Genomic DNA, 13,143 nt, shown 5'->3' with positions numbered 1-13,143 from the left:
GCGCTCGCTCAGGCCGAACGGTAACGCGGGAACGCGCCGGCGCCGGCGTACCGCGCCGCGTCGGCCAGCTCCTCCTCGATCCGCAGGAGCTGGTTGTACTTGGCCACCCGGTCCGAGCGGGCCGGAGCGCCGGTCTTGATCTGCCCGCAGCCGGTGGCGACGGCCAGGTCCGCGATGGTGGTGTCCTCGGTCTCGCCGGAGCGGTGGCTCATCATGCACTTGAAACCGGCCCGGTGGGCCAGGTCGACGGCGTCGAGCGTCTCGGTGAGCGAGCCGATCTGGTTGACCTTGACGAGCACCGCGTTGGCGGCCTTCTCCGCGATGCCCCGGGCGATGCGCAGCGGGTTGGTCACGAACAGGTCGTCGCCGACGATCTGGATCCGGTCGCCGAGCGCGGCGGTGAGGGTGGCCCAGCCGCTCCAGTCGTCCTCGGCCAGCGGGTCCTCGATGGAGACGATCGGGTAGTCGCCGGCGAGCTTGGTGTAGTAGTTGCTCATCTCCTCGGCGCTCTTCGCGGTGCCCTCGAACGTGTACGTGCCGTTGTCGAAGAACTCGGTGGCGGCCACGTCGAGCGCGAAGACGATGTCGGTGCCCAGCCGGTAACCGGCCTTCTCCACGGCCTCGGCGATCAGGTCCAGCGCGGCGGCGTTGGTGGGCAGATTCGGGGCGAAGCCGCCCTCGTCGCCCAGGCCGGTCGACAGGTCCTTCTTCTTCAGCACCGACTTCAGCGCGTGGTAGACCTCGGCGCCCGAGCGCAGCGCGTCCCGGAACGTCGGCGCGCCGATCGGCGCGATCATGAACTCCTGGATGTCGACGTTCGAATCGGCGTGCGCGCCACCGTTGAGGATGTTCATCATCGGCACCGGGAGAAGGTGCGCGTTCGGGCCGCCCAGGTAGCGGAACAGGCTCAGCTCGGCGCTGCCCGCGGCGGCCTTCGCCACGGCCAGGGAGACACCGAGGATGGCGTTCGCGCCCAGCTCGCCCTTGTTGTCCGAGCCGTCGATGTCGAGCATCTTCTGGTCGATCAGCCGCTGCTCGCTGGCCTCGTAGCCGATGAGCTGGTCGACGATCCGGTCCTCGATGTTGGCGACGGCCTTCTCGACGCCCTTGCCCAGGTAGCGGTCCTTGTCACCGTCGCGCAGCTCGACCGCCTCGAAGGCGCCGGTGGAGGCGCCGGACGGCACCGCGGCGCGGGCGATCGTGCCGTCGTCGAGCCCGACCTCGACCTCGACCGTCGGGTTGCCCCGCGAGTCCAGGATCTCCCGGGCGACGATTCCCTCGATGGTTGCCACTGAGTCGCTCCTCGTTTGTGTGGTTCCGGTCCGTATGGGCCGCGACGGTGCGGCTGAGGCAGGTGTTGAACGCAGCGTATCGGTCCCCGCCCCGCCGTACGCCGCTCGGGGCGGGCCCCGAGGCGCCTGCTGAGACGGACATTCCCGGATTACCGGTCGTCAACCGGCAACCGGTTTGCGAGACGTTGCGTCGATCGACAAGGCTGGGCATCATGCCTGCCGCCTCGACGACTCTCCGCGTGCTCGCCGCCTCGGTCATCGCGTCGCTCTCGGTCACCGGCTGCCAGGCGCTGGACGACGCCGGCGTCGCGCTCGGTCGGGCCGACCTGGTCAACGACCTCGCCGCGCGGATGGACCGGGCGCTGGAGCAGACCTGGGCCGCCGACTACCAGCTCGACGGCGGTCGCACCGCCTCGATCGCGCAGACCAGGAAGCCGCTGCGGTCCACGTACACCTGGCCCGGCGGCAAGATCACGGTGACGCAGGAGTCGGTGACCCGGTGCGCGAGCACCGCCGCCCGTACCTCCTGCACCGTGTCGCCGCCCGTGCTCACCGCCGGGAAGCCGTCGGTGATCGTCTACGACGAGGCGCGCAAGCAGGGCCTGGTCACGCCGCCCGCGGTGATCCGGCTGCTCACCGAGGCCGCGCTGGCGCCGGACGCGGTCATCGAGCAGAGCGACACCACGCTGGCCGGGCACCACGCCACCTGCGTGAACGTCACCCACGACGGCGAGCGCTTCAGCACGTGCGTGACGAACGAGGGCGTGCTGGGCAGCTTCTCCGGCATGATCGACGGCAAGTCCGCCGAGGTGACGCTGAGCCGCTACACCGAGAGCGTCGAGGCCGCCGCGTTCGCCGTGCCGGCCGGCGCGGGCGTGGTGGACCGCCGACCCGCCACGTCGTGACCCCGCCCGGCGGCGCCTCGTCCGGTGCCGGTTCGCGGCCCGCCGACGGCGCCGGTTCCGAGTCTGCTGTCGCCCGCCCGGCCGGCGCCGGGTTCCGGCCCGCTGCCGATCACGGGCGACCCCCGCGGGCAGGCGACCTGGCGCTGCCGGTCGCCGGCCGGAAACTGCTGACCGGTCCGGACGCCGCGCAGCCGCTGCGGATCGACGCGCTGCCCGGCGACCTCGCCTGGACACCCGTCGGCACGCTCGACGGCACCCCGGCGTGGGCGGCCGAGGTCACCGACCCCGAGTCGCTGCCCGGCAGGTGGCGCGGCTGGCGCGGCCTCGCCGCCGAGCTGCCCGCGCCCCACGCCGACCTGGCCGGGCGGGCGCTCGCCGTGGTCACCTGGCGGCGTACCCACAGGTGGTGCGGGGCGTGCCGGGCCGAGCTGGCAGACGTACCGGGTGAGACCGCGCGCCGCTGCCCGGACTGCGGCCTGACCGTGTTCGTGCCGCTGTCCGTCGCGGTACTGACCGCGATCACCCGCCCCGGCCCGGCCGGCGGAGCGGGCGAACTCCTGCTGGTCCGGCACGCGCACGGGCCGACGCAACTGTGGGCGCTCGTCGCCGGGTTCGTCGAGGCCGGCGAGTCGCTGGAGGCGGCAGTACACCGCGAGGTCGCCGAGGAGGTCGGCCTGACCCTGCGACGCCCCGCGTACGTGGACAGCCAGCCGTGGGCGCTGTCCGGACCGGGCACGCTGCTCGCCGGCTTCACCGCCGAGGTGACCGACCCGGCCGCCGAACCGGTGGTCGACGGGACGGAGCTGACCGAGGCTCGCTGGTTCCCGGTCGACGCGCTGCCCGCCGAGTTGCCGCCCGCGTACTCCCTGTCCCGCTGGCTGATCGACGCGGTCGCCGGCTGAGCCCTCACACCCCCAGCAGCGTGCGCAGGTGGCGCGGCGGCGGACAGTCGTGCGCCAGCATGGCGTCGTGCCAGTCGCGCACCGACACGCCGTCCGGCCGGGCGGCGGCGATGTCGGCCATCTCGCTGTAGCCGACGAAGTACGTGGAGAGCTGGGTGGAGGTGAGCAAAGCCCGCCGCCACTTGCCGGCCGCCTCGCCCTCCTCCTGGAAGCCGCGCCCGGTCATCAGCGCCATCGCCTCCGACTCGGGCAGGTCGTCGCAGTGCACGAGCTGGTCGAGCAGCGCGTTGATGGTCATCCGCAGTTGCATCTTGAGCTGCTGCAACCGCACCGGCAGCCCGCCGAAGCCGAGCCCGGCCATCAGCTCCTCGGTGTAGACCGCCCAGCCCTCGATGAACACGCCCGACTCGGTGAGCGCGCGTACCCGGGTCGGACCCTCGTAGCGGCGGGCGTGGGCGAGCTGGAGGAAATGGCCGGGCATCGCCTCGTGCACGGTCAGGTTGCGGACCATGTGATCGTTGTACTCGCGGTAGAACGACTCGACCCGCTGCGCCGGCCAGTCCGCCGGGGTGGGCGCGATGCAGTAGAACGTCGGCACGTCGGCCGTCTCCAGCGGCCCCGGTGAGTCGCAGTAGGCGACCGCCACACCCCGGGCGAACTCCGGCATCTCCTGGATGACGCACGGGTCACCGACCATGCTGACCAGGTCGTGGAGGCGGACGAAGTCACTCGCCTCGTCGAGCGTCACCGAGGCGAGGTCCACGATCGTGGCGTCGGCCGGGTGCTCGGCGGCCAGCAGGTCCAGCGCCCGGCGTACCGTCTCGTCGTCGCCCGGACCACCGACCAGCTCGACCGCCGCCGCCCGGATCTCCTCGGTGACCCGGTCCAGGTTTGCCCAGGCGCGGCGCTGCACCTCGGCGGCGCTCAGCTCGGTGTCGAGCGTGTGCCACAGCCGCGCCTCCCAGCGCCGCCGGCCCAACCGCGGGTCGCGCCCCGGGCCGGCGTCGGCGGCCAGGCCCTGCCGCAGCCAGGCCACGAACTCCTCCAGCGCGGCGATCGCGTCGGTGGCCGCCGGGCCGACCCGGTCCCGCAGCGCGGGCGCCTGGGCGAGCAACGCCGGCACCTCGTCGCGGATCAGCGCCGCCGTGCCGGTGAACTGCCCGACCGCCGTCTCCGCGTGGATCCGCGGCATGTCCCGCAGCGTCGCGCGCGCTGTCGCAAGCGCATCGGGTACGGCCGACAGACGCCCGGCGAGGCTGGTCAGGCGCTCCTCGGCCGGGGCGAAGGGACGGGCCAGCAGGGCATGCAGCAGCGGCCCCGGATTGTGGCGCAGCGGATCCCACTCGTGGCCGCGGATCTCGGTGGCCTCGAACAGACCCCTGTCGATCATGCTGGTGAGCAGCGCGTGGTCGACGCTCTCCGCCACGTCGAGCGCGTCCGGGTCGATCTCGGCGAGCGCGTCGGCCGCGTCCTTCAGCATCGCCTGATCGGCGGCGAGCGCGTCGGCGGACAGATCGGGCAGCCGGTCGTCGTAGCGGTGGTCCCCAGCGGAGGTGGCCAGCCCGGGCCGGCTCTCCAGCAACGCCTCCACGATCCGCTCCGCCAGCGGCACGAACGACTCCATACCCGGCACCCTACCGATCACCCCCGACCTTTCCCCGTCCCGCCCGCCGGGCCACCCTCCCCGTTGATCAAGGAGTTTGTGTCCCCACCAGCGCCCGCTTCGACCCCAAACTCCTTGATCACCGAACCGACCCGCCTGGCGGCTGGGCGGCTGGGCGGCTGGGCGGCTGGGCGGGACTGAACAGCCCTCATAGGGGCCGTTTCGTACCAAGATCCGCCCAGCCGCCCAGCCCCTATGAGGGCTCTTTCGTACCAAGATCTACGGCCGATCCCGAGATCGGTCTACAAGTCTCGGGAGGCGAGAGGGCTCGACTCAATCAGGGCGAGCGGCGAGGCGGGTCGGGGCAGCCGCCGGCGCGGGATGAGCCGAGGGCAGCGGGACAGGGCTGGCAGCGGACGGGACCCCGACCGAGCCGACAAGGGCGGCGAAGCGTCGCTCCCCGTCAGCCTGTCCCGCCACCACGCAACCCACCCCGGCAGCTTTCCGCGATCTTGCACTTCCTGCCCGGATAGAAGGGACATTTGCGATGCCCAGAGGGCCGCAAGTGCAAGATCGCGGCGGCGTGAGAGGGCGCGGGGGAGGTGGGGGAGGTGGGGCGGGGTCAGGTGGGGTGGGTGGGGGTGGGGCGTTCGGCGGCTCGGACCGCCTCGGCGTACGCCAGGGTGGCTCGTCGCAGCGCGGCCTCGGGGTCGATGCCGGCCTGGCGAGCGGCGGCGACAGTTGCCAGCAGGCTCGCCCCCAGCCGGGCCTCCGGGTCCACCTGGGACTCGGCCAGTGGGGGCGGTACGGCCAGACCGACCCGGCCGGCCCGGTCCAGGATCTTCGCGGCCAGCGCCAGCGCGGGCTGGCTCAGCGCGATGCCGTCCAGCACCGAGTCGCGGGTCTTCTCGGCCCGCTTGATCCGTTCCCAGTTCGCCTCGATCTCCTCGATCGAGCCGGCCGGCTCGCCGGAGAACACGTGCGGGTTGCGCCGCACCATCTTGTCGACAAGCGTGCCCGCCACGTCGTCGACGCTCCAGCTCTCGCCCTCCGGCAGGTTCTCGGCCAGCCGGGCGTGCAGCAGCACCTGGAGCAGCACGTCGCCCAGTTCCTCGCGGAGCGCGTCGGTGTCGTCGGCGCTTATCGCGTCGTACGCCTCGTAGCACTCCTCCAGCAGGAACCCGGCCAGACTGCGGTGGGTCTGCGCCCGCTTCCACGGATCGCCGCCCGGGGAGGCCAGCCGGTCCATCACCTCGACCGCGTCGAGCAGCCGGGCGCCGGGCGGGTCCCACGAGCCGTACATCAGCTCCAGCTCGGCCAGGCCGGGCTCGCGGGCCAGCCGCAGCCCCAGCTCACGGGCGAGCGTCTCGTCGCCGGCCGGGCCGGCCAGCCACACCGCGCCGCCGTGCGTGGCGGCGGCGTCGAGCAGCGCCTGGGTCGCGCCCTCGGCCACCACGCTCACCTCGGCGCCGGCCGTCCGAACCGCCCGGGTCAACTCGCTCTCCGCACCGGCGAGGACCGGCGCGGAGCGTACGGCGTCCCAGGCGGCCGAGGTCAGCAGGCCGGCGGGCAGCCGGGGCGAGGTGACGAGCAGGACGATGCGCGCGGTCATGCGGCTCCGGGAGCCGGCTCGCTGCTGGCCGGCGCGTCCGGCGTCGAGATGTCGGTGACCGGGCCGTCCTGGTTGACGTAGGGCAGGGAGTAGAAGACGAGCGACTGGCCGGTGTTGACGAGCGACGGCACGCCGGTCACCCCGAACCGGGGGTTGATGCGGATGTCCGCCTTCTCGGCCTCCTGCTGAAGCGCGGTGCTCAGCGCGGTGGCGCTGCGCACGAAACCGGCCTCGCCGAACGCCTGCCGGACCTGGTCGACGCTCAGGCCCGGCTGGATCGCCCCGGTCTTCTCGATGGCGCGGTAGACGGCCATCAGGGACTCGTCGCTGAGGTCGGCCGGGGGCAGGCTCTGCTGGAGGGTGGCGGAGAGGTCCACCCACTCGCCCCACAGCTTCGTGTACTCGGTGGTCGCCGGCATCCGCAGCGGCTGCTGGAGCTGCTCCGGGGACACCTCGTCGGTGACCTGGAGGCCCTTCTCGGCCGCCACGCGCTTGCCGAGGTCGAGCGCGACGAGCAGGTTCAGCACGTCCTGCCGCGTCACCGGGGAACGCAGCTCCTCCGGCGACGGCGTCTGCGGCGCCTGGTTCCGGACGGCGTCCGCGTACTGCCGCTGCGCGTCGTCATAGATCGCGTCGACCCGCTCGACGGAGTACCGGGTGTCTCCGACGTAGGCGGCGACGTCCGGGGCGGATCGGCCACAGGCGGCGAGAGAGAGCGCGGCGAGGGCCGCGACGCTGACGGCGACGAGGGAACGGCGGGCACGCATGTGGGTCACTCTCTCACGCCCCGTACCAGCCTGTGACTCCACCCACCTCATCGCGCACCCGCCGGGACCGAGGCGGCCAGCTCCTCGGGCTTGCCGGGTCACCTTCCGCTCGCCACTGCGGGGCTGGCAGAACCGGCCAGCTCCTCGGGCTTGCCGAGGACGTCGGCGAGGAGCTGCCCGCACCACTCCAGCAACGCCTGGTCGCGCAGCGGCTCACCACCGATCCGCCGGGTACTGGGCCGGGGCACGCTGACCTGGTCGAGCGCCTGCTTGTAGACCGAGTCCGGGTGGTAGCGCTTGAGCCGCATCTGCTTCGAGTCGGGCAGCGGCAGCGGGCCGAACCGGATGTGTTTGCCCTGCATCGACACGTCGGTGAGCCCGTACCGGCGGGCCAGCAGCCGGAACCGCGCCACCGCGACCAGGTTCTGCACCGGGGCGGGCGGCTCGCCGTACCGGTCGGTCATCTCGGCGACCACCTCGCGCAGCCGCTCGGCGTCGCGGGCCTCGGCGAGCTTGCGGTACATCTCCAGGCGCAGCCGCTCCACCCCGATGTAGTCGTGCGGCAGGTGCGCGTCGATCGGCAGGTCGACCTTGACCTCGGTCTCCTCCTCCGTGCTCTCGCCCTTGAAGGCGGAGACGGCCTCGCCGACCATCCGGACGTACAGATCGAAGCCGACGCCCTCGATGTGGCCGGACTGCTCGCCGCCGAGCAGGTTCCCGGCGCCGCGGATCTCCAGGTCCTTCATCGCCACGTACATGCCCGCGCCGAGCTCGGTGTGCTGGGCGATGGTGGCCAGCCGCTCGTGCGCGTTCTCGGTGAGCGGCTTCTCCGGCGGGTAGAGGAAGTACGCGTACGCCCGCTCCCGGCCCCGGCCGACCCGGCCGCGGATCTGGTGCAGCTGGGCCAGGCCGAGCAGGTCGGCCCGCTCCACGATGAGCGTGTTGGCGTTCGGGATGTCGATGCCGGACTCGACGATCGTGGTGCAGACCAGGACGTCGAACTCCTTCTCCCAGAAGCCGACCATCACCTTCTCCAGCGCGTCCTCGCCCATCTGGCCGTGCGCCACCGCGACCCGGGCCTCCGGCACCAGCTCCCGCAGCTTGCGGGCCGTCTTCTCGATCGACTCGACCCGGTTGTGCAGGTAGAAGACCTGGCCGTCGCGCAGCAGCTCGCGGTGGATGGAGGCGGCCACCTGCCGGTCGTCGTACGCGCCGACGAACGTGAGCACCGGGTGCCGCTCCTCCGGCGGGGTGGCGATGGTGGACATCTCCCGGATCCCGGTGATCGCCATCTCCAGCGTGCGCGGGATCGGGGTGGCCGACATGGCGAGCACGTCGACCGAGGCACGGAGCGTCTTGAGATGCTCCTTGTGCTCGACGCCGAACCGCTGCTCCTCGTCGATGATCACCAGCCCGAGCGACTTGAACCGGGTGGACGCCTGGAGCAGCCGGTGGGTGCCGATGACGATGTCGACGGTGCCGGCGGCGGCCATCTCCAGCGTCTGCTCGGTCTCCTTCGGCGTCTGGAACCGGGACAGCTGCCGGATCGACACGGGGAACTGGCTCATCCGCTCGGCGAACGTGTTGTAGTGCTGCTGCACGAGCAGCGTGGTCGGCACCAGCACCGCCACCTGCTTGCCGTCCTGCACCGCCTTGAACGCCGCCCGTACCGCGATCTCGGTCTTGCCGTAGCCGACGTCGCCACAGATCAGCCGGTCCATCGGGACGGTCTGCTCCATGTCCCGCTTGACCTCCTCGATGGCGGCGAGCTGGTCGGGCGTCTCCTGCCAGGGGAACGCGTCCTCCAGCTCCCGCTGCCACGGGGTGTCGGGTGCGAAGTTGTGCCCCTTGGACGCCTTGCGCGCGGCGTAGAGCTGGATGAGCTGCGCGGCGATCTCGCGTACCGCCTTGCGCGCCCGCGCCTTGGACTTCTGCCAGTCCGAGCCGCCCATCTTGTGCAGCGTGGGCTGCTCGCCGCCGACGTAGCGGGAGAGCTGGTCGAGCTGGTCGGTGGGGACGAAGAGGCGGTCGCCGGGCTGGCCGCGTTTGCTCGGCGCGTACTCGATGACCAGGTATTCGCGGCTGGCGCCGTTCACGGTGCGCTGCACCAGCTCGACGTACCGGCCGATGCCGTGCTGCTCGTGCACCACGAAGTCGCCGGCCTTCAGCTCCAGCGGGTCGATGGTGTTGCGCCGCCGGCTGGGCATCTTGCGCATGTCGCGGGTGGAGGTGCCCCGGCCGCCGGTGACGTCGTTGCCGGTCAGGAGCACGAACTTCGACGCCTCGTCGACGAAGCCGGCGGTCAGGCAGCCGCACGACACGAGCAGCTCGCCGGGCGCGGGCGCGGTGGGCACCTCCTCGGTGAGCCGGGCGCCGAGGCCGGCGTCGCGCAGCACCTCGACGGCCCGCTGGGCGGGACCGTGCCCCTCGAAGACCAGCGCGATCGACCAGCCCTCGCCGGCCCAGCGCAACAGGTCGTCGACCACCCGGGAGGTCTCGCCGTGGTAGAGCGGGGCCGGCTGGGCGGCCAGGCTCACCGCGATGGCGTCGTCGGGGGTGACGTCGACCTCGGCCGGCGCGTCCTCCCAGGGCTGCCGGGCCGGCGCCACGTCCGCCTCGACCAGGCCGAACGGGGCGAGCGTCCACCAGGGCTGGCGCAGGGCGCGGGCCGCCGTGCGTACCTCGGCCAGGGTCTTGAAGGCGGCGGCGCCGAGGTCGACCGGGGCCTGGCCGCCGACGGCGGCCGCGGCCCAGCTGGCCTGGAGGAACTCCTCCGAGGTACGCACCAGGTCGTGCGCGCGGGTGCGGATGCGCTCGGGGTCGCAGAGGAGTACGTGGGTGCCGGCCGGCATGCAGTCGACGAGCAGTTCCAGCGCGTCGGCGCCGATCAGGACCGGCGCGAGGGACTCCATCCCCTCGACCGGGATGCCCTCGGCGAGCTTGTCCAGGATCTCGGCCAGCTCGGGGTGCTCGGCGGCGAGTGCGGCGGCCCGCTTCCGCACGCTCGGGGTCAGCAGCAGCTCGCGGCACGGCGGCGCCCACATCTGCGCGACGCCCTCGATGGTGCGCTGGTCGGCGACCGCGAACGTGCGGATCTCCTCCACCTCGTCGCCCCAGAACTCGACCCGGGACGGGTGCTCGTCGGTGGGCGGGAAGACGTCCAGGATGCCGCCGCGTACGGCGAACTCGCCGCGCTTGGTGACCAGGTCGACCCGGGCGTACGCCATGTCGGTGAGCCGGCGGGCGACCTCTTCGAGGTCGGCCTCGTCACCGGCGGCGAGCTGCACCGGTTCCAGGTCTCCGAGGCCCTTGAGCTGCGGCTGGAGCAGCGAGCGGACCGGCGCGACGACGACCCGCAGCGGCCCGGTGCGGCCGTGCGCGTCGGCCGCGTCCGGGTGGGCCAGCCGGCGCAGCACGGCCAGCCGCCGCCCGACGGTGTCGGAGCGGGGCGACAGCCGCTCGTGCGGCAGCGTCTCCCAGGACGGGAAGACCGCCACCTGCTCCGGCGGCAGCAGGCTGCCCAGCGCGGAGGCCAGGTCGTCGGCCTCCCGGGTGGTGGCGGTGACCGCGAGCACCGGGCGGCCCGCGCCGCCGGCCGGCTCGTCGGCGGCGACCGCGGCCACCGCGAACGGGCGCAGCGCGGCGGGGGCGGTCAGGTCGAGCCCGTCGACCTGGGCGGCACCGGAGCGCGCCAGGTCACGCGCCCGGGCCAGCCCCGGGTCGGCCAGGGCGGCGGAGAAGAGTCCGGTGAGCATCAGTGATCACTTCCAGCGGATCGGCACACGACGACGACCCCGCGTCCAGCCGGACGGGGGGTGCACCGTCCGAGCCTAACCCCCCCTCCCGACAATCCGGGCCCGCCCAGCTTGCGGATCTTGACGCTGCGCCACGGCACGTGATGCGGTGGGCGGATGGTCGAATATCGGGCGGTCTTCGACGCCGAGGTGGACTTCGCAAACGGTGGTGGCCTGCGCACGGACGGGTTCCGGCTGGACGTGCCGCACCCGGATGTCACAGACGACGAGGTGGCAGCGCTGCTGGTCCGGCACCTCGGGCTGCTCATGGTCGGCGAGGTACGGATCACCAACCGGACCGTCGTCGAGGAGCCGCACAAGGGCGGGCGCGGGGTGACCGCACCGGCCACCGGCGGCGGGCGGCGGCTGGTCGAGTTGAGCCACGTGGTCACCGACGGCATGGTCACGCTGCCCGGCTGGCCCGGCCCGGCGATCAGCGAGTGGCTGACCCGGGAGGCGTCCCGGGGCCGGTACGCACCGGGCGTCGAGTTCCAGGTCGGGCGGATCGACATGATCGCCAACACCGGCACGTACGTGGACACGCCGTCGCACCGCTTCGCCGACGGGCCGGACCTGACCGGGGTACCGCTGGACCGCCTCGCCGACCTGCCCGGCCTGGTGGTACGGGTGCCGGCCGGTACGCGGGCGGTGGACCGGCTGCTGCTCGCCCCGTACGACGTGGCCGGGTGCGCGGTGCTGCTGCACACCGGCTGGGACGCGCACTTCGGCACCGACGGGTACGCCGGACCGGAAGCGCCCTACCTGACCGGTGACGGCGCGCAGTGGCTGGCCGAGGCGGGCGCGGCGCTCGTCGGCATCGACTCGATCAACATCGACGACATGACTCCGGCGGCAGCGGGCCGGCGCCCGGCGCACACGGGTCTGCTGGCCGCCGGGGTGCCGATCGTGGAGCACCTGACCGGCCTGGACGCGCTGCCGCCGACCGGCTTCCGGTTCACCGCCGCCCCGCCGCGGGTGGCCGGCATGGGCACGTTCCCGGTCCGCGCCTTCGCCGTCGTGTGATCCTTGCCGAGATGGCGGGGCCCACCGCTCTCCGATACCCCACCCCACCCCACCTCGCCTCGCCGAGGCGCAGTAGATCTCTCCGCCCACCCGACCGCTGCCAGCAGCGAGTGGAACGGCATGGGTGTCAAACAGGGACGTAGACACCCATGCCGTTCCACCGAGCCGGCGAGCGGCGGGCTCAGTAGCGCACGGCGATGCGGCGCTCGACCGCGTCGACCCGGATCTCCCCGCCGTACGGGATGATCAGCTGCGGATCGGTGTGGCCCAGGTCGACGTCGAAGACCACCACCGGGTCGTCGGTGTAGAGGGCGAGCGCCGACAGGATCGCCGCCCGCTGGTCGGCGGCCCAGGCCAGCCGCTGCGCGACCGTGTGCGGCCGGTCGAAGTCCCATGCCTTGGGGCGGCCCACCACGATCGCCGGGAAGCTGGCGAGCAGCCCGCGCTCGCCCAGGTTCCGCACCATCCGGAAGACCTCCTGAGCAGGGGGCATCTCCTCCGAGGTCTCCACCAGGAGCACCGAGCCGGCCAGCTCGGCGGCCGGCGGCACCCGGTCGGCGGCGGCCAGCCAGTGCACGATCTCCAGGTTGCCGCCCCACGTGCGGCCCTGCACGACCCGGGCCGGGCCGTGCCAGCGCCAGCCCTCGGACGGGTACATCGGCGGCTCCTCGGCGAGCGTGGCCGGGTCGCGCCAGTCGCACGGCTCGTCGCCCCACTCGGAGGCGGGGGTCAGCTCGTACCAGCCGGAGGTGAACAGCGCGGCGCGCAGCGAGTCGAGCGTGAGCGGGTGCGGCTTGCCGGAGCGCCCGAGGTGCACCAGCACGGACCCGCCGTGGTAGCTGACGGTGTCCATCCGGTAGAGGTGGTTGAGCACGTTGGTGTTGTCCGAGTAGCCGAAGTAGGGCTTCGGGTTGGCCCACAGCTCCTCGTCGTTCAGGTGCGGGGTGACAGTGATCAGGTCGTCCCCGCCGACGGTGGCCAGCACGGCGGTGATCGTCGGGTCGGTGAACGCGGCCATCAGGTCGCGTGCCCGGTCGCGCGGGTCGGCGCCCATGACGCGGGTGGTCGGGTACTCCACCGGTTCCAGCCCCAGCTCGTCGCGGAGCCGGCGCAGCCCCAGCTCGTACACGTGGGGGAAGAGACCCGGCAGGCCGGCGGAGGGTGAGACGACCGCGACCCGGTCGCCCGGCTTCGGTTTGGGGGGATAGATGGGTGCCTGCATGGCCCGACGCTATCGGCCGGGAC

At 73.0% G+C, this 13,143-nt stretch carries 9 protein-coding genes; 3 read left to right on the top strand and 6 right to left on the bottom strand.

What is annotated here, in order from left to right; all coding sequences use genetic code 11:
* Positions 1 to 8: 8 nt before the first annotated feature.
* Positions 9 to 1,292, bottom strand: a complete 1,284-nt coding sequence (gene eno / locus FHU28_RS07370; RefSeq protein ID WP_184682144.1) for a phosphopyruvate hydratase — start codon at positions 1,290 to 1,292, stop codon at positions 9 to 11.
* Positions 1,293 to 1,504: 212 nt separating this feature from the next.
* Here eno and FHU28_RS07365 point away from each other — a divergent pair, with 212 nt between their 5' ends.
* Positions 1,505 to 2,197: a hypothetical protein gene (locus tag FHU28_RS07365; RefSeq protein WP_184682143.1), complete on the top strand. Its 693-nt coding sequence runs from the start codon at positions 1,505 to 1,507 to the stop codon at positions 2,195 to 2,197.
* Positions 2,194 to 3,099, top strand: coding sequence for an NAD(+) diphosphatase (locus FHU28_RS07360; RefSeq protein ID WP_311773536.1), 906 nt, complete (start codon positions 2,194 to 2,196; stop codon positions 3,097 to 3,099). Before FHU28_RS07365 ends, FHU28_RS07360 begins: the two co-directional genes overlap by 4 nt.
* A 4-nt stretch (positions 3,100 to 3,103) precedes the next feature.
* On the opposite strand, the gene FHU28_RS07355 is transcribed toward FHU28_RS07360, so the two are convergent.
* The 4 genes from FHU28_RS07355 to mfd all read right to left on the bottom strand — a co-directional run bounded on the left by FHU28_RS07355 (position 3,104) and on the right by mfd (position 10,836).
* Positions 3,104 to 4,723 carry a DUF885 domain-containing protein gene (locus FHU28_RS07355; protein WP_184682142.1) on the bottom strand — a complete coding sequence of 540 codons (1,620 nt, stop codon included), beginning with the start codon at positions 4,721 to 4,723 and terminating at the stop codon, positions 3,104 to 3,106.
* Positions 4,724 to 5,324: 601 nt separating this feature from the next.
* Positions 5,325 to 6,314, bottom strand: a complete 990-nt coding sequence (locus FHU28_RS07350) for a nucleoside triphosphate pyrophosphohydrolase (protein WP_184682141.1) — start codon at positions 6,312 to 6,314, stop codon at positions 5,325 to 5,327.
* Positions 6,311 to 7,081 (bottom strand): SurA N-terminal domain-containing protein, encoded by a 771-nt coding sequence (locus FHU28_RS07345; protein ID WP_184682139.1) that lies wholly within the window; start codon positions 7,079 to 7,081, stop codon positions 6,311 to 6,313. The genes FHU28_RS07350 and FHU28_RS07345 overlap by 4 nt, the downstream gene beginning before the upstream one ends.
* A gap of 98 nt (positions 7,082 to 7,179) precedes the next feature.
* Positions 7,180 to 10,836, bottom strand: a complete 3,657-nt coding sequence (mfd, locus tag FHU28_RS07340; protein ID WP_184682137.1) for a transcription-repair coupling factor — start codon at positions 10,834 to 10,836, stop codon at positions 7,180 to 7,182.
* Positions 10,837 to 10,992: 156 nt separating this feature from the next.
* Between mfd and FHU28_RS07335 the strand changes: the two genes are divergently transcribed.
* Positions 10,993 to 11,898 (top strand): cyclase family protein, encoded by a 906-nt coding sequence (locus tag FHU28_RS07335; RefSeq protein WP_184682135.1) that lies wholly within the window; start codon positions 10,993 to 10,995, stop codon positions 11,896 to 11,898.
* Positions 11,899 to 12,079: 181 nt separating this feature from the next.
* Here FHU28_RS07335 and FHU28_RS07330 read toward each other — a convergent pair whose 3' ends face one another.
* Positions 12,080 to 13,120 carry a S66 family peptidase gene (locus tag FHU28_RS07330; RefSeq protein WP_184682133.1) on the bottom strand — a complete coding sequence of 347 codons (1,041 nt, stop codon included), beginning with the start codon at positions 13,118 to 13,120 and terminating at the stop codon, positions 12,080 to 12,082.
* Positions 13,121 to 13,143: the final 23 nt, after the last annotated feature.

Origin of the sequence: Micromonospora echinospora, from assembly GCF_014203425.1 — a bacterium.
Classification (GTDB): domain Bacteria; phylum Actinomycetota; class Actinomycetes; order Mycobacteriales; family Micromonosporaceae; genus Micromonospora; species Micromonospora echinospora_A.
This window is presented reverse-complemented; position numbering and strand designations above follow the sequence as displayed.

What these genes read in the sequence shown, in the direction of transcription:
- FHU28_RS07330 (WP_184682133.1), bottom strand. Translation starts at nt 13,120, where the DNA reads ATGCAGGCACCCATCTATCCCCCCAAACCGAAGCCGGGCGACCGGGTC.
- FHU28_RS07355 (WP_184682142.1), bottom strand. Translation starts at nt 4,723, where the DNA reads ATGGAGTCGTTCGTGCCGCTGGCGGAGCGGATCGTGGAGGCGTTGCTG.
- FHU28_RS07335 (WP_184682135.1), top strand. Translation starts at nt 10,993, where the DNA reads ATGGTCGAATATCGGGCGGTCTTCGACGCCGAGGTGGACTTCGCAAAC.
- FHU28_RS07365 (WP_184682143.1), top strand. Translation starts at nt 1,505, where the DNA reads ATGCCTGCCGCCTCGACGACTCTCCGCGTGCTCGCCGCCTCGGTCATC.
- mfd (WP_184682137.1), bottom strand. Translation starts at nt 10,836, where the DNA reads ATGCTCACCGGACTCTTCTCCGCCGCCCTGGCCGACCCGGGGCTGGCC.
- FHU28_RS07350 (WP_184682141.1), bottom strand. Translation starts at nt 6,314, where the DNA reads ATGACCGCGCGCATCGTCCTGCTCGTCACCTCGCCCCGGCTGCCCGCC.
- FHU28_RS07345 (WP_184682139.1), bottom strand. Translation starts at nt 7,081, where the DNA reads ATGCGTGCCCGCCGTTCCCTCGTCGCCGTCAGCGTCGCGGCCCTCGCC.